The sequence below is a fragment of the Rhodoferax sp. U11-2br genome (assembly GCF_018619435.1).
Taxonomy (GTDB): Bacteria; Pseudomonadota; Gammaproteobacteria; order Burkholderiales; family Burkholderiaceae_C; genus Rhodoferax.
On record NZ_JAHFZF010000044.1, the window covers coordinates 12,062 to 27,146 of the forward strand.

General features: G+C 61.3%; 17 protein-coding genes. 4 read left to right on the forward strand and 13 right to left on the reverse strand.

From position 1 onward, the window contains the following. Nucleotides 1–115: 115 nt before the first annotated feature. From KKO72_RS19410 to KKO72_RS19455, 10 genes are all read right to left on the reverse strand, one after another. The gene (locus tag KKO72_RS19410) at nucleotides 116–1,624 is read right to left on the reverse strand and encodes a polysaccharide lyase family 1 protein (protein ID WP_214943041.1); all 1,509 of its coding nucleotides are present in this window, start codon (nucleotides 1,622–1,624) and stop codon (nucleotides 116–118) included. A gap of 194 nt (nucleotides 1,625–1,818) precedes the next feature. Continuing rightward, the gene (locus KKO72_RS19415; protein WP_214943043.1) at nucleotides 1,819–2,802 is read right to left on the reverse strand and encodes a CapA family protein; all 984 of its coding nucleotides are present in this window, start codon (nucleotides 2,800–2,802) and stop codon (nucleotides 1,819–1,821) included. Nucleotides 2,803–2,813: 11 nt separating this feature from the next. Further along, nucleotides 2,814–3,209 (reverse strand): hypothetical protein, encoded by a 396-nt coding sequence (locus KKO72_RS19420; protein WP_251140796.1) that lies wholly within the window; start codon nucleotides 3,207–3,209, stop codon nucleotides 2,814–2,816. Between the two features lie 112 nt (nucleotides 3,210–3,321). Beyond that, nucleotides 3,322–3,882, reverse strand: a complete 561-nt coding sequence (locus KKO72_RS19425) for a restriction endonuclease (RefSeq protein ID WP_251140797.1) — start codon at nucleotides 3,880–3,882, stop codon at nucleotides 3,322–3,324. 79 nt (nucleotides 3,883–3,961) lie between these two features. Further along, nucleotides 3,962–4,792, reverse strand: coding sequence for an urease accessory protein UreD (locus tag KKO72_RS19430; protein ID WP_214943050.1), 831 nt, complete (start codon nucleotides 4,790–4,792; stop codon nucleotides 3,962–3,964). Further along, nucleotides 4,789–5,292, reverse strand: a complete 504-nt coding sequence (locus KKO72_RS19435) for a nucleoside deaminase (protein ID WP_214943054.1) — start codon at nucleotides 5,290–5,292, stop codon at nucleotides 4,789–4,791. Before KKO72_RS19435 ends, KKO72_RS19430 begins: the two co-directional genes overlap by 4 nt. A 14-nt stretch (nucleotides 5,293–5,306) precedes the next feature. Beyond that, on the reverse strand, nucleotides 5,307–6,074 hold the full coding sequence (locus KKO72_RS19440; protein WP_078366416.1) for an ABC transporter permease: 768 nt from the start codon (nucleotides 6,072–6,074) through the stop codon (nucleotides 5,307–5,309). A 54-nt stretch (nucleotides 6,075–6,128) separates the two neighbouring features. After that, complete coding sequence (locus KKO72_RS19445) at nucleotides 6,129–6,956, reverse strand: ABC transporter ATP-binding protein (protein WP_214943057.1); 828 nt, start codon at nucleotides 6,954–6,956, stop codon at nucleotides 6,129–6,131. A 156-nt stretch (nucleotides 6,957–7,112) separates the two neighbouring features. Next, on the reverse strand, nucleotides 7,113–8,141 hold the full coding sequence (locus tag KKO72_RS19450) for an ABC transporter substrate-binding protein (RefSeq protein WP_214943060.1): 1,029 nt from the start codon (nucleotides 8,139–8,141) through the stop codon (nucleotides 7,113–7,115). Nucleotides 8,142–8,341: 200 nt separating this feature from the next. Further along, on the reverse strand, nucleotides 8,342–9,805 hold the full coding sequence (locus KKO72_RS19455) for a PLP-dependent aminotransferase family protein (RefSeq protein WP_214943063.1): 1,464 nt from the start codon (nucleotides 9,803–9,805) through the stop codon (nucleotides 8,342–8,344). Nucleotides 9,806–9,943: 138 nt separating this feature from the next. Between KKO72_RS19455 and KKO72_RS19460 the strand changes: the two genes are divergently transcribed. Both KKO72_RS19460 and KKO72_RS19465 read left to right on the forward strand, forming a co-directional pair. Further along, nucleotides 9,944–10,270, forward strand: coding sequence for a DUF2917 domain-containing protein (locus KKO72_RS19460; RefSeq protein ID WP_214943067.1), 327 nt, complete (start codon nucleotides 9,944–9,946; stop codon nucleotides 10,268–10,270). Nucleotides 10,271–10,332: 62 nt separating this feature from the next. Next, a complete protein-coding gene (locus KKO72_RS19465; protein WP_214943070.1) occupies nucleotides 10,333–10,857 on the forward strand; it encodes a GNAT family N-acetyltransferase in 525 nt (174 codons plus the stop codon). On the opposite strand, the gene KKO72_RS19470 is transcribed toward KKO72_RS19465, so the two are convergent. Continuing rightward, complete coding sequence (locus KKO72_RS19470) at nucleotides 10,823–11,695, reverse strand: pirin family protein (RefSeq protein ID WP_214943073.1); 873 nt, start codon at nucleotides 11,693–11,695, stop codon at nucleotides 10,823–10,825. The two genes, KKO72_RS19465 and KKO72_RS19470, sit on opposite strands and share 35 nt — an antisense overlap. Before the next feature lie 70 nt (nucleotides 11,696–11,765). Beyond that, nucleotides 11,766–12,365, reverse strand: a complete 600-nt coding sequence (locus tag KKO72_RS19475) for an FMN-dependent NADH-azoreductase (RefSeq protein WP_214943076.1) — start codon at nucleotides 12,363–12,365, stop codon at nucleotides 11,766–11,768. Between the two features lie 100 nt (nucleotides 12,366–12,465). Here KKO72_RS19475 and KKO72_RS19480 point away from each other — a divergent pair, with 100 nt between their 5' ends. Continuing rightward, on the forward strand, nucleotides 12,466–13,395 hold the full coding sequence (locus KKO72_RS19480) for a LysR family transcriptional regulator (protein WP_214943079.1): 930 nt from the start codon (nucleotides 12,466–12,468) through the stop codon (nucleotides 13,393–13,395). Nucleotides 13,396–13,452: 57 nt separating this feature from the next. Continuing rightward, nucleotides 13,453–14,409 carry a TIGR01212 family radical SAM protein gene (locus KKO72_RS19485; RefSeq protein WP_214943082.1) on the forward strand — a complete coding sequence of 319 codons (957 nt, stop codon included), beginning with the start codon at nucleotides 13,453–13,455 and terminating at the stop codon, nucleotides 14,407–14,409. Nucleotides 14,410–14,470: 61 nt separating this feature from the next. Here the strand turns inward: KKO72_RS19485 and KKO72_RS19490 are convergent, their stop codons facing one another. After that, nucleotides 14,471–15,085: a YitT family protein gene (locus KKO72_RS19490; RefSeq protein WP_214943085.1), complete on the reverse strand. Its 615-nt coding sequence runs from the start codon at nucleotides 15,083–15,085 to the stop codon at nucleotides 14,471–14,473.

A 15,085-nucleotide genomic window follows, 5' to 3' on the forward strand; every position in this document is an offset into this window, starting at 1 on the left:
TTGCCGAAGCTAACGGGTTGCTCGCTCTGCCCCATCAGCTTGGTGCTGCCCATGGGCAAGGGCTTGAAGTCAAAAACCGGTGGGGTAGTCCACCGGTTTTTTGCAAGCCAACTTGTTACTTCAGTTTGCCAGCACCCGCATTGGCTTTGACATAAGCAGGCACTTCAGCCGCTGGCAAGACCTTGGCACCGTATCCTGCAGGCTTCCAGCCCAGATCTGGCGAGACTTGTTTCTTCGGATCCAGGGCGTTGAGCGCCTTCACGATGTCGGCTGGCTGGCCATTGACGATGGAGCCTTGGTCCAGGAACTTGGTGCCCCCTTGAATCACGGCTGCGATGTCGGCGCCGCCATGCTTGATGTCGAACACATTGTTCTCGGAGAAGATGGCCGAGTTCTTGCCAATACCAAATGCACCACGCCAGATGTTGCCCTTGTTGTGGGCCTCAATGGCATTGAGATGATTCTGGTAAGCGCTGAATTTGGCATTATCCAAACCGGCAGCATCACCGATGTAGTGGTTGTTGTAGGTGTGGACCTGGCCAAAACGCACGCGTGGCAGACGTTGGCCAGCGTTTTCATACAGGTTGTGGCGGAAGGTCACATTCAGCTTGCCACCATCGACCTTGTCCAGTCCGTCGGAGCCACCAAGCAGCGAGCTCTTGTCGTGGTCATGGAAATAGTTGTTCGACACCGTCACAAAGTTGGAACCCAGTGTGATGTCGAGCATGCCATCATGGTGCTGGATCTTTTGGGTGACCTCGTTGTGCGGGAACGGGAAGTTCGGCGGGAACTTCTTGTCATTGCGATCACCGTCGTTGAAGGTGCAATGGTCAACCCAGACCCGTTCGGCACCACTGAGCCACACACTGTCATATTCAGAGTTCCAGCGGCCACCCGGGCACCTTTGTGGTCCGGTGTTGGCATCCACATACGTGTCCTGGCAGCCTGGGTAGGATTTGTCGACTTTCCAGCTGTCCGCCGGATCCCACTGCGGGAAGTAGTCAAAAGCATCCTGGAACTCGATGTTGCGGATGATGACGTTGGACACCACCGGTTCGGCATTGTTTGAGGTGGTCCGGCGGCCAATCACCAGGCCACCTTTGATGATCTTGGCATCGGTACCGATCCCGATGAGGGTGGTGTTGGAGGGAATGCTGATGCGGATCTGGGCCTCTTGACGCTTGGAAGACGCTTCACGCGCCTCTTCCTGCGGGCCGGTCAAATCACGGGACGGACGTTTTGTCTTGGGGTCAAGCTTGGTGTTCCAGACCGCCGGGGCGTAGGCTTTGACGTAGTCGTCGAAGTTGTAGGGCGCAACCGCGTAATCCGTCTCAAGCAGTTCACGACCCGCGTCATCCATGCTCAGGTTGATCGTGCCTTTGACTTTGATGATTTTTGGCTGATCACCAGCAGACTTCAGAGCCGCCACCAACTCTTTGCGAGAGCTGACCACAAACACATTTTCATCTTTGGCCGCAGCGCCACCGGTCACACCGCCACCCACCGCTGCCCAGCCATCCTGGGCCGCCAGGGTTTGGCGAGAAAAATCGGTCGGGGAATAGGACGCACAGGAAGACAACACACCTGCCGTAACAAGCGCCACACACAACATGGATCTTTTCATCTTTTGACTCGTCTCTTTGTAAGTTAGGGAAAGACACTGAAACGCTGTACCAACTAAATGAAACAACATTTCAATCACCCAAACAAAGTATGGCACAGCACTGAAGCCAGCTCAAGAACGAGACAGGCTGGGCGTGACAAGATCGACCCTCTGTTGTCCTGGGTCAAGAAAACGCAGCGATCAGAGGGATGGACTCAGTCCTTCGGCGAACACAGCTGCACCCCAGCCTGACCGCGTTGCCAGCACGGGCTGGCACGGTGCGGGTCCAGCGTGGGGATGCCGTCCATGTTGATGTTGGCCACCCGGGTGTCGAGCGCTGTCACACCCTGCTTGTCGAGCAACAGGCGCAGCACCCAGCCTTGGCGCTGGCGGGCGTTGTCAGTTTCTTTCATGACAAAGTTGCCCACGCTGTAGATAATGGGTTTGCCCTGGTAGTGTTCGATCTCCTGCGTGACATGCGGGTGCCCGCCAATCACCGCATCCGCCCCCGCCTCAATCATCAGACGGGCCAGCTGGCGCTGGCGCGGGTTGGACGTCAGCTCGTTCTCCCAACCCCAGTGCATCACCGGGATCACCAGATCGGCTTTGTAAGTTGTGCGCGCCTTTTGGATGTCGGCCACGACTTGCTCGTCCTCGCTCCAGGCCACACCGGGGGCGTTGTGGTCGGCCTCAAAACTGCGCGGCATGAATTCGCTGTAGCCCAGCAAGGCAATACGCAGCCCCTTGCGCTCAAAAATCAGCGGTGTGTGCGCCTCGGCCAGGTTGTGGCCGCCGCCAAACTGACCCAACTGCACGCCTTTCAACAGCCCCAGCATCTCGGCAAAAGCCTCTCGCCCAAAGTCACCCGAATGGTTGTTGGCCAGCGCCACCGCGTCAAAGTGGCGTTTGAGCACCGGCAAGACACGCGGGTGTGCACGGAAGGTGTAGTTCTTGTCACCCGCCGAGCCCGTGGTGGCCACCACACATTCCAGATTGCCCAGGCGGATGTCGGCCGCCTTGAAAACACCGGCAAAGTCGGCAAACGGATCACCGCCTTGCGCAATCAGCTCACCAGCGCTGTCGTCCAAAACAATGTCACCAGCAAATACCAGGCTCACCGGTGCGCTGGTGTCCGCAGCAAAACCAACCGAACAGGCCAGCAGCAAAGCCGCTGCCAAGGCATGGCGGCAAGTGGACATCACAACCCGGCTCATGGCTGAGCCCCCTGCAAAGTGCAGCTGTAGATCAACTCACGCTCGACCGGGCCCGCGTACAGATGGTGGGTGCCGGTCAGCGGATAAGCTGTCTCACCCGTCTGAAACGGCGGCAGATAGATGGCCTCATGGATCAGCAGCGGCTGTTGGCGGGTGTCCAGATAGGCGTAGAGCTTGACGTAGTCCACCCGGCTGCCCTGCCCCACCATCACCGGTTTGAACCAGAAACGCCCGCCAATGTCTCTTGATACCACCGGGTAGGGGTCGGTCACCGGTGTCGCCTCCAGCAAATGGGCGCTGCCCGCGTAGGTGACCTCGCAGCGCAGCAGCGGTGTTGCCCAGGCGGTGGCGCCAAACACCAGAGCGGCCATCAGGGCAAGGTGGGTTCTCAAGGAAAAAGGGGGAGGCATGGGCTGCGTTCTCGGTGAATCCAGGGTATCGGGTCAAGCGGGCCAAACGCTGCCTGTGCAGGCAGCATCAAGGCCCTGGCATCGACCACACGGCTCAGACATGGTTCAGGATCAGGCTCGCCAGCGTCTGACCAGACACCAGCGTGACACCTTGCTCTTTGGCAAAGGACTGTGCCTGCGCAGACACCTCCCCCAGGCTGATGTAGACGCAGATATCAACGTCCTGGCTGCGCCCGGCTGCCAGCAGTTCGCGCAAGGGTTCGACCCCATGTGCGGCGGCTTTCCAGCGTTTGGCACTGACCAGAATGGTGCGGCCCGAGAACGTCAGCTTGAAGTCTGCCGCCGAACCGGACAGTGGGGTCACCGCATAACCCTGGTGTTCATAGGCCCGCTGCAGCAGCGCTGAGAACTCGCGCCAGGGCATCGCCCCTGCGCGTTCCAGCGCCTGTGCCACACGCTTCGAGTTGGGTCCCTGCCCCTGTTGCCACGCGCGGTACAAACCAATGCCCAGAAAAGGCAAGGCTGCCAGCATCCCGAACGGACGGTATTGGGCGGGCAACAGCGCACCACTGGCCAGCACAATCACCAGCACCACCAACATGCTGGCCCACCAGGGCGAGCGCAGCAGCACGGCGTACAAGGAGTTGGAGGACATTTTCCATTTCATGACGGTACCCGGGATCTTTCAAGGAGAAAAAAGGCTGCAGTGTAGAGGGGTCGGGCAGGTTCAGACTTCAGGTCGACCAGATGCGTGGGCTCACCGCAGGCAGCTGCCAGAAATGGGCACGCCAGGCCACCCACACCTGGCGCAGCAGCAACATGGCGGGCTCCACCAGCGGCGACAACACCCGCAGCACCATCACCTGCGGGTTCGGGCAGCTCACACCCGCGCTGGCCTGCAGCGCATGGGCGTCAAGCAGGCTGCGTGCGAGCTCCAGCCCAGCCTCACGGCGATGGCGCTCCAGCGGACTGCCACTCACAAAAAACAGCGAGGCCATACACCGGTGGCCAGCCAGCCCCAGCGGGCCATCCATCAACCGTTTGTCTGTCGCATCGATACGGCCTCGCTCCAGCCAAACACCCGGCACCTCGATATGCTGCAAAAAACTGCCCAACTCAAACGGCAAGGCGGCGCTGGGCAGGCCAAAGGCGGTCACATCCCAGCCCATGAACTCAGCCTGGGGCGCCAGGTTCAACGTCAGGCGGTTTTCGGCACGGCACTGGTTGTAGGCCAGCGCTTCGAGTGGCAGCCACTCCAAGCGGGCCTGGTCCTGCAGGTCGATGTGGGTGCGCTGCAACGCCAACTCACCTGCCGAGCGGTAAAAGCGCGTCGCGCCCGGTGTGGTGAGCAGGCCGTGGGCGTTGCCACTGGCGGCCACCGTCATGTCAAGCGTGTCACCGCCGACCAGGCCACCGGGCGGGTGCACCAGCACGTTGTGGCAGATCGCACCCCCTTCCGGGTACAGGCTTTGCAGGACGCGTAACGGGCCATTGTGGCTGTGCCGCGCCACCGTGCGCTCTTGCTCTGGGGTGTAGCGGATGTCGAGTTGGGCGTGCCAGGTCATGGCGCCAGTTTAGGCGGAGCCACCAGGGCAGCCGTCCAGAAACTGCTGTGCAAGGTCGCAATCTCCGCCTCAACCTCAGGCACCGGGCCAATCACCTCGATGGTTTTTTGCCCTGCGGCAAACACCGCGCGGCAGGGCAGATCGAGTGTTGGGTTCTCGGCATGGTTGCCGGTCAAGCCCAGCAGGCGGCGTTCGGTCAGCCCGAACACCAGTCGGCCAATGTTCGCCCAGTACTGGGTACCGGCACACATGGCGCAGGGCTCCACGGTGGTCACCAGGGTGCAGTCCCCTAAAAAATCAGGAGCATACTGCCCAGCAGCTATGCGGGCCAGCACCGATTCTGCGTGGTTGACCGTGTCGACATTGCCTTGTTCCAGCAGCACCGTCTCCAGGTCAGGCGCGACCAGAATCGCACCAAACGGGTGGTGCCCCTGCGCCAAAGCTTGCCGCGCCACCTCATTGGCACGACGCAGGTGGCGGCTGATCTGCTCGGGGTTCATCTGGCTCACCAAGATCAATGCCCCTGCGAGCCGCGATGTGCCCAGCCGGTGGTGTGTTTTTCGATGACGCTGAACAGCTCGTACATCACCATCGCCATCGCACCCACCACCACCAGCCCGGCAAAAGCCAGCCCCATCTGCATGGACGACCCGGCCGAAATCAGCAGGTAACCAATGCCTTCGTTGGCAGCGGTCATCTCACTGACCGTGGTGCCCACAAACGCCAGCGTGATCGCCACCTTGAGAGAGCCATAAAAATACGGCATGGATCGCGGCAGGCCCACCTTGATCAACACGTCCCAGCGTTTGGCACCCAGCACCCGCAGCACATCTTCCAGCTCAGGCTCCAGCGTCGCCAAGCCGGTGGCGATGTTGACCATGATCGGGAAAAAGCTGATCAAAAACGCGGTCAGGATCGCCGGGCCCACCCCAATACCAAACCACACCACCAGAATCGGCACAAACGCGGCCTTCGGTAACGCGTTGAACGCTGTCATCAGCGGGTAAACCGCCGCATAAGCCAGGCGCGAGCTGCCGATCACAAAACCCAGCAACACCCCCACCACAATGGCCAAACCAAAACCCACCATCGTCACCCAAAAGGTGCGCCAAGCGTGGCCAGCGATGACATCACGAAACTCCCAGAACTGCGTCCAGATGCGCCACGGGCTCGGAAAAATGAACTCGGACACGGCAAATGCCGAGCACAACACCTGCCACAACACAAGCACCGCGGTCAGCAGCAGCCAGGGCGACCAGATTTCCATTTGTCTTTTGTTCATAGGGTCACCAGAAGGGTTGGGGGCCAATGTCAGTATTGGGGTCTGTTCTGAGCGTCATGGCACAACGGATGCACCAGTTTGGCGCACAGCACCTATGTGGCCACGCAGTTCGTGCACGATGTCGCCAAATTCCTGGGTGTAGGTGATCTCCAGGTCACGCGGGCGCGGCAAGTCAATCTCCCGGCGCACCACAAACCGGCCCGGGCTTTTGCTCATCACATACACCGTGTCGGCCAGGAACACACTCTCGCGCAGGTCATGGGTGACCAGGATCACGTTGAACTTCTGCTCGGTCCACAAGTCGCGCAAGATGCACCACAACTCTTCCCGCGTAAACGCATCAAGCGCACCAAAAGGCTCATCGAGCAGCAACATCTTGGGCTCGTGGATCAGCGCACGGCAAATGCTGGCGCGCTGCTGCATACCGCCTGAGAGCTGCCAAGGGAACTTGTCTTCATACCCACCCAAGCCCACTTTTTGCAGCAGTTTGCGGGCGCGTTCCTCGTACTCTTTGCGTTTGGCTTTGAAGTTACTGCGGTAGGGTTCCACAATTTCGAGCGGCAGCAGCACGTTGTCCACCGTGGTGCGCCACGGCAGCAGGCTAGGCGCCTGAAACGCCATGCCGCTGATCTTGAGTGGCCCGGTCACCGGCTGCTGGTCGATCAGAATCTTGCCCATGGAGGGCATCTTCAAGCCGGTGGCCAGTTTCATGAAGGTGGATTTGCCACAGCCAGAGGGCCCGACGATGGCGATGAACTCACCCTGGCGCACCTTGAGGTCAATCGCCTCCACCGCAAACTGGTTTTCCACCAGCAACTCATGGTTGTAGGCCAGCCAAACGTCTGAGAAATCGACAAACCAGGGGGATGGCTCTTTGTGCATGTTGATATAAGAAATAGGCCCCAAGCCCTCTAAAAATAAGGGCCGTCAGCTATTGAATTTGAGTAACACCACCAGCCAGGTCTTGGCCTGCCTGCACCTGAACACACAGTCAGACCGGCCCAGCGACTAGCGCTGCGCCGACCCGTCGCTCAACACTTATTTCTTGGGCAACACATCCAGCGCGGCCTTGGTCGGCAAAAAGCTGCCATTCCAGACCGATTCCGGATTGACACGGGTCTTGGTGGTAAACGCGTCCGACACCTGGCTGGCCATCAAGGACAGGCGCGGGCCGTTGACCTGGCCAAATCCTTCGGCACGGGCGTTCGGGCTGTTGATGACCGTGTCAATCGCCAATTTGAGGCGGCGGGTTTCGAGCTCCACATTCACGATGCCGTCACGCGCCTTCACATCGGCAATCGCCGCTGCGGGGTTGCTGATCACGTCCTTGGCGCCCTTGGCAAATGCGGCCAGAAAGGCTTTGATCGCGGCCGGGTTTTCCTTGATCATCTTGGGCGAGACGATGATGGCGTTGCCATACAGCTTGACACCAAAATCGGGGTACGGCAGCACCGTCACATCGGCGGCCTTGACGCCACGGGCTTCCAGGTTCAGCAAAGAAGTGAAGGTGAAGCCGGTGATGGCATCCACATCACCACGCACCAGCATGGTTTCGCGCAGTGGTGGGTCCATCGCGGTCCAGGCCACATTGGTCACGGCGTTGGCCTTGGCAAAAATCGGGAAAGCGCGACGGCCTGCGTCAAACACCGGGGCACCAAGCTTTTTGCCACTGAGGTCAGCCGGGGTCTTGATGCCGGACTTTTTGAGTGCCATCACCGAGGCCGGTGTGTCGTTGTAGACCATCATCACCGCCACCGGTTTGTTGGGTGCGTCGGGGTTGTTGGCGTGGAACTCCATCAGCGCGGCTAGGTCGGCAAAACCCATGTCGTAGGCGCCAGAGGCCACACGCGTCACCGTGCCGCCCGAGCCGTTGCCAGCGTCAATCGTCACATCCAGCCCGGCGGCCTTGAAATAGCCTTTGGCAGCGGGGGTCACAAAAAAGGCCGCAGGGCCTTCAAAACGCCAATCGAGCTGGAACTTGATCGGGGTGGTTTGGGCCTGGGCCAGGCCCAGCACCGAGGTGGCAACCAGGGCAAGAGTCGTTTGGAGAAAAAAGCGTTTGGACATGGGGGCCTCGTGAAGACAGAAGTTGAGCTTCATCAAGATAGCAATATCGATGCCAGCCGGGCTAAAGATGCGGTGTCAGCGCAGCCAGCCTGGTCCCAGCTCTGCAAAAGCTACTGTTTACATAGCTACATCCCCTTTCCAATTAAGGGCTAGTGACCAAAACTACATAAAACCCCAACAACCCGCTCAGGGCGAAAAACCTAGCGCCGCAGCCGGTTCAGCGTTGTCTCCAGCCACGTCAACACCGCCGGGTTCTGGCTAGTGGCGATGTTCATGCGCATGAAGGTGCTGGGTGCTTGTTGCGGTGAAAACAGCGCGCCTGGCGCCAGCAGGTAACCTGCTTCCAGCGCCAGTGCGGCCAGCGCGATAGTGTCCACACCGGTGTCAAACCAGCCCTGAAAACCGGCCTGCGGTCGGTTATAGGCTTTGAGGCCCATGGACTCCAGCCGGGCAAAGGTCGGCTCGCGCAGCTCGTCGAGCGCCGCATGCACACGCTGGCAGTGTTTGCGGTAACTGCCTTCGGTGAGTGCCCGGTGCACGATGCGTTCGTTGATCTCGGGGGTGGCCAGCGAGGTCAGCAACTTCTGGTTACCCAGGGTTTCGGCAATCTCGGCCGAAGCGGCCAGATAACCCACGCGCACATTGGGCACCAGCATCTTGGAAAAACTGCCGAGGTAAATCACCCGTTTGAGCTGGTCCAGGCTGGCCAGCCGCGCCGTCGGTATGCCGCTGGGCAAAAAGTCGGCGTAGATGTCGTCTTCCACCACGATCAGGTCATGGGCCTCGGCCACACGCAGGATCTGGTAGGCCGCTGCAGGCGTCAGCAACAGGCCGGTCGGGTTGTGCAACACGGTGTTGAGCAGCAGCATTTTGGGCTGGCAGCTGGCCGCCAGCTCGGCCAGCGCGGCCACGTCCGGCCCCTGGGGGGTGTAGGGTAGGCTGACCAGATTCACGCCCATCATCGAGAGCGTGCCCAGCTGCGCCGACCAGGCCGGGTTGCCCACAATCACGCTGTCGCCTGGGCGCAGGAACTTGCGCGCAATCAGGTCCACCGCCTGCGTCGCGCCCGAGGTGGTCAGGATCTGCGCTGGCGTGGCGGATATCTCCAGCTCAGCCAGGCGCCGCACGATCTGCTCACGCAATGGCGCGTAGCCCTGCGCCAGCGCCGCGTGTGACAACTGCAGGCCTGCTGTGGCCGCCACCGAACGCAGGCCGCCTTTGATCAGCTCACCACCACACAGATCGGGCGGCAGGTAACCAAAACCGGGCGCTTTGTCGGCCGCAATGCCACTTTGCATGTTGCGCACCAGCCAGCCCATGTCGATGGGCTGGACCCGCGCCGGGGTGGCCCTGGCCCGTTTGGGGCTGGCCGCTTGCTCTGGCTCACGCACAAAAAACCCGGCGCCACGGCGCGCCTGCAGCCGCCCACGCGCCACCAGCCGCTCATAAGCCTCGACCACGGTGAAGCGCGAGACACCCCGCTCAGTCGCCAGCTGGCGCACCGAGGGCATACGCATGCCGGGGCGAAACACTTGCTGGCTCATGCGCAACTCGGCCCACTGCACCAACTGGTCCACCAGCGTGCCCTGCCCGCTCAAGGCGCTGGCGGCATCAGATGACTTGAGGTGATGCGAGCTGGCCGGATCTGGGAGAGTGGTGTTCATAGCCTTGGATTGTATTGGTGAAAAAACCGGGCCAGTTATCTTAACTATCTTGGTCACTGTACTGGTACTGTACAGGTGCAAGACCTACAGTGTGGATACCCGTTTTCCCGATGAACCCTCGTCTGCAAGGAGCACAACATGCACCAGATCGAACACTATGAATTGGCTCAGCAACGCGTTGTTGGCCTGACATTGCGCGCGGGCTGCACCGTGCGTGTTGACCACGGGCGGCTGTGGCTGACGCAGCCCGGTCAACACCACGACATCTGGCTGCTGGCTGGCGAGAGTTGGACACAAGCCACCACCGGACTGGTGTGGCTCAGCGCCGAACCCAGTGCGCAGTTTCAGCTGGCGCAGTTACTGCAGCCCTGGCCATCGCTGGCACATCTGCGTCCTTGGCTCCCAAGCTGGGTGCGCCGCCGGGCTTGGCCCCTGCAAACCATCCAGGCTTGCCAGCCATTTTAAAAAACATAGCTGTCAGCCCTTGATGAGATTGGGCTAGTGGCCAAAATGATGCAGAGAACTCCATGACAATCCGTGCCGCCAGCCCACAAGATGCCAGCACCCTCGCCCGGTTGATCAGCAGCGCCAACCGTGATGTGGCCACACAGTTTGGTTTGAATGTGGAGAACTGCCCCAAACACCCGTCGTTCTGCAGCGCAGACTGGGTGTTGGCCGACATGGCACGGGGAGCGTGCTACTTTTTGGCAGAGGAAAGCAACGGCCCCATCGCTTGCGTGGCTTTTGAGCCCGCAGGCGCGGGCCTGGCCTACCTGAACCGCCTGTCGGTATTACCTACCCAGCAGCGCCAAGGTGTGGGGGCGCAGTTGGTGCAACATGTGCTGCAAGTGGCCAGCGCCGCCACTTGCCAGCGCGTGAGCATCGGGGTGATGGGTGAACACCAGGCGCTGCAGCGTTGGTACAGCCGGCTCGGGTTCGTTGCCACCGAGACAAAACACTTTGCACACCTGCCTTTTTCGGTGACCTACATGCACTGCCTGGTGCCACCCCCTTCGGTTACTCTCCGAAACGCCCGTCGCGCATGTCACTGAGCGCTTGGTAGATCTCTTGCTGGGTGTTCATCACAAACGGGCCGTACTGGGCAATCGGTTCACCGAGTGGCTGCCCGGCGATCAACAACACCTTGGCATCGGCAGACGCTTCGATCACCACACCGTCCGCTTCCGGGCTGTTGGCCAGCAGGGCCATACGTTGCACCGGCACCGTTTGCCCGGCGATGCTCACCTCGCCCCGGTACACATACACAAAGGCGTTGTGACCAGCGGGCACCGCCTGCTCAAAGCGCGATCCAGCAGGCAGATGGATGTCCAGGTACAGCGGTGCGGTGGCGTCGCGTGTCACCGCACCCTGCACACCCTGGCTGGTGCCCGCAATCACCGTCACGGCCACACCTTGTGCGGTGGTGAGTTTGGGCAAGTCAGCCGCCTTGAAGTCGCGGTACCACGGGGCCCTCATCTTGTCGCGGGCGGGCAGGTTCAGCCAGAGCTGGAAACCTTCCATCACACCGTCTTCCTGCTGCGGGATCTCGGAGTGGATGACACCACGGCCTGCGGTCATCCATTGCACGCCGCCGTTTTCCAGCAGGCCTTCGTGGCCCGCGCTATCGCGGTGGCGCATGCGCCCGGCAATCATGTAGGTGATGGTCTCAAAACCGCGGTGCGGGTGATCCGGGAAACCGGCAATGTAGTCGTCGGGCTGGTCACTGCCAAAGGCATCGAGCATCAAAAAGGGGTCCAGCCGACGCTGCAGGTTTTGTGTCAACACGCGTGTGAGTTTGACACCCGCGCCGTCCGAGGTGGCCTGCCCGGCCACCAGACGCTCCACGGTGCGCGGATGGGCAACGGTGGTGGTGTGTACTGTGGTGTTCATGGCGTTATCCTTTCATTGATAGCAAGATGCCCTTGTTTCATAAGGGCTAGAGCCGAATTTTGTTTATGACTCAGGCCAGTGCGGCCTGCAGGTCGGCCTCGGCCTGGGCAAAGCCCTTTTCGCTGGCCTCGGGGCCCATGGCCAGACCTTCGGCGTAGATGAAGTGCACATCGGTCAGGCCCAGGAAACCGAGCACCGCTTTCAGGTACGGCACCTGGGAATCGTTGGCCGTGTCACGGTACAGGCCACCACGGGCCAGCGCCACATATACCTTTTTACCGGTGAGCAGGCCTTCAGGGCCGTTGGCCGTGTAGCGGAAAGTCACACCCGCGCGGGCAATCGCGTCGATCCAGCTCTTGAGCTGCACCGGGATGCCAAAGTTGTACATCGGCACACCGAGCACGATGGTGTCGTGCGCCTGGATTTCGGCGATCAGCGCGTCGTCCAGTGCCACACGGGCAGCTTGCTCGGGTGAGCGTTGCTCGAGCGGGGTGAACAAGGCGCCCAGCGCAGCTTCGTCCAGCACCGGATGCGGCGTCACCGCCAAGTCACGCAGCGTGAGGGTGGCGCCGGGGTTGGCCACATGCAGGCGGGCCACGATGCTGTTGGCCACACGGGTGGAGTTGGCGCCTTCACGGCGGGCACTGGCGTTGATTTGCAGAATGTTCATGAAAGGCTCCTTGTCTGAGGTGAGTTGGGGGCGATGGATGTACTGTATTTGTTACCAATCTCACTGAGAAGACCTCAAACTGGATAACATTGTTGTCATGATGGAACAATCGACCTCCCACATCGACCCCAACGACCTGCTGGTGTTTGCCCGCGTGGCCGATCTGGGCAGCTTCAGCAAAGCCGCCGATCGCCTGGGCTGGCCCAAGTCCACCGTGTCACGGCGCATCTCGGCGTTGGAGACCCAGCTCGGTGAACGCCTGCTGCTGCGCACCACCCGGCGCCAGACGGTGACCGAGTTTGGCCAGCAGTTGCTGGACCACGCGCGCCAGGTGGCGCTGGAGGTGGACGCGGTGGTGGCCCTGCGTGAACAGCGCCAGGCGCTTCCCAGCGGGCGGCTGCGGGTCTCGATGCCGAGTGACTTTGCCAACCTGCTGCTGGCCGACACCCTGGCCGCGTTTGTGACAATGCACCCGGGCATCTCGCTGGAGCTGGACCTCTCACCGCGCCGGGTTGACCTGCTCGGTGAGGGTTTTGATGTGGCGGTGCGTATCGGTTCGTTACCTGACGACAACCTGCTGGCGGCGCGGCGGCTGGCGGTATTTTCCAGCGGCCTGTACGCCGCGCCAGCGTATCTGGCCGAACATGGTGAACCCCAGACCCCGGCCGAGCTGACCCAACACGACGCGGTTCGCCTGCTCGGTGGCAATGGCGAACCCGTCCCCTGGACACTGACCCGTGGTGAGGAGCGCTGGCAAGCGGTGCCGCCCGGGCGCGCCACCGCCAATGCGCCCGAACTGCTGATCCGCCTGGCCCGTGCCGGTGTCGGCATTGCCGCGGTGCCGGACTATTTTGCGCTGCCCGATGTGCGCCGGGGTGAGTTGCGCCGTGTGCTGCCCGACTGGGTATTGCCCAGCCCCGTGGCCTGGGCGGTATTTCCGGGGCGCAAACTCATGCCCGCCAAAACCCGGGTCTTCATCGACATGTTGCAAACCGCGCTGGGCGGCAGCCACGGCGCCTTGGCCGGATGAGCCCCGGCATGAGGCATACTGCTCCCCCGCCGCAACCCGGCCTGGAACCCTGACCCGATGACTCAAGACGCCCCCTGCCCGTTTGGTGAACGCCGTTACAACGCCTGGAACGAACACGTCAAAACCCGGTACGGTGGGCGTGTGCAAAAGGTGTCGGTACTGGCGGGTTTCACCTGCCCGAACCGCGACGGCCTGCTGGGCAAAGGGGGCTGCACCTTCTGCAACAACGACGGCTTCACGCCGGGTTACCTCGACACCCAGCAATCCATCACCGAGCAGATCAACGCTGGACTCAATTTCCTGCGGCGGCGTTACCCCAACACGCAGCGCTACATGGCGTATTTCCAGAGCTACAGCAACACCTACGGCGAGTTCGAGCGCCTGCGTACCTGCTATGACGAGGCACTGGCCCACCCCGAGATCAGCGGCCTGGCGATCGGCACCCGGCCCGACTGCCTGCCCGATGCCGTGCTGGACTACCTGGCAGAGTTGTCGCGCAGCCACATCATTGAGCTGGAGATCGGCGTCGAATCCTGCAATGACGCGGTATTGGCCCGTGTCAACCGCGGCCATGACTTTGCCTGCAGTGTGGATGCGATCCAGCGTGCCGCAGCACGCGGGTTGGAGGTGACCGCGCACCTGTTGTTAGGCCTGCCCGGTGAGTCGGTGGACAGCATGCTTGACGGCGCGCGGCAGCTATCTGCCCTGCCGATCCATGCGCTCAAGTTGCACCAGTTGCAGGTGGTGCGGGGCACCCTCTTGGCGCGTGACTGGCGGCGCGATCCTGAGTCGGTGCCACTGCTGGGTGAAGAGGAATGTATCGGCTTGCTGGCCGATTTCATCGAGCGGCTGGCACCGCACATCCTCTTGCAACGTGTGGGCAGCGAGGTGCCGCCTTCGCAAAAACTCGCGCCCGAGTGGAATGTGCGCTTGTCTGAGCTGGCGCCCCGCATCTCTGCCGAACTGGCCAAGCGCGGCAGCTGGCAAGGTTGCCGTTACCAACCAAATCAGTAAAAACAATAGCTTCTAGCCCTTTCAATCAAAGGGCTAGAGGCCTTTTTTTATCTATAAACCATCACAAGGCGACATAACGCTCTTTGCGGTGGTTGGTGGCCAGGGTCTGGTTCAGCATGAAGGCGCCCAGCACCGACAGCGCCACATGTTGCCAGTCCACCACCGCAAACGAGCACAACAAAATCACCCCGTCCATGGCCATCTGCACCCGACCGGCGCGCCAGCCAAAGTGGTCCTGCAGGTAGAGGGCCAGCAGGTTGAAGCCGCCCAGGCTGGCCCGATGACGAAACAAAATCAGGATGCTCACCCCCATCAGCAGCCCACCCATCACCGCGGTGAACACCGGTGACAGCATGTCAAAACTGACCACCCGGGGCAGCAGCGTCACGATCACCGACAGCAGGCCCACCGACAAAGCGGTCTTGAGGGTAAAGGCCCGGCCCATGCGCCGCCAGGCCAGCACGTAAAACGGCACGTTCACCACAAACATCACCAACCCGAAGCTCCAGCCGGTGGCGTAGTGGATCAAAAACGCCACCCCTGCTGTTCCACCGGTGAGCAGGCCGGCATGGCTGAACATCAGCACCGCAAACGACATGAACAGGGTGGCGGTTAACAGCGCCTGCACGTCTTCACGGGTGCTGTGGCGCAGCGCTTCCAAGGCCTCGGGGCTCAG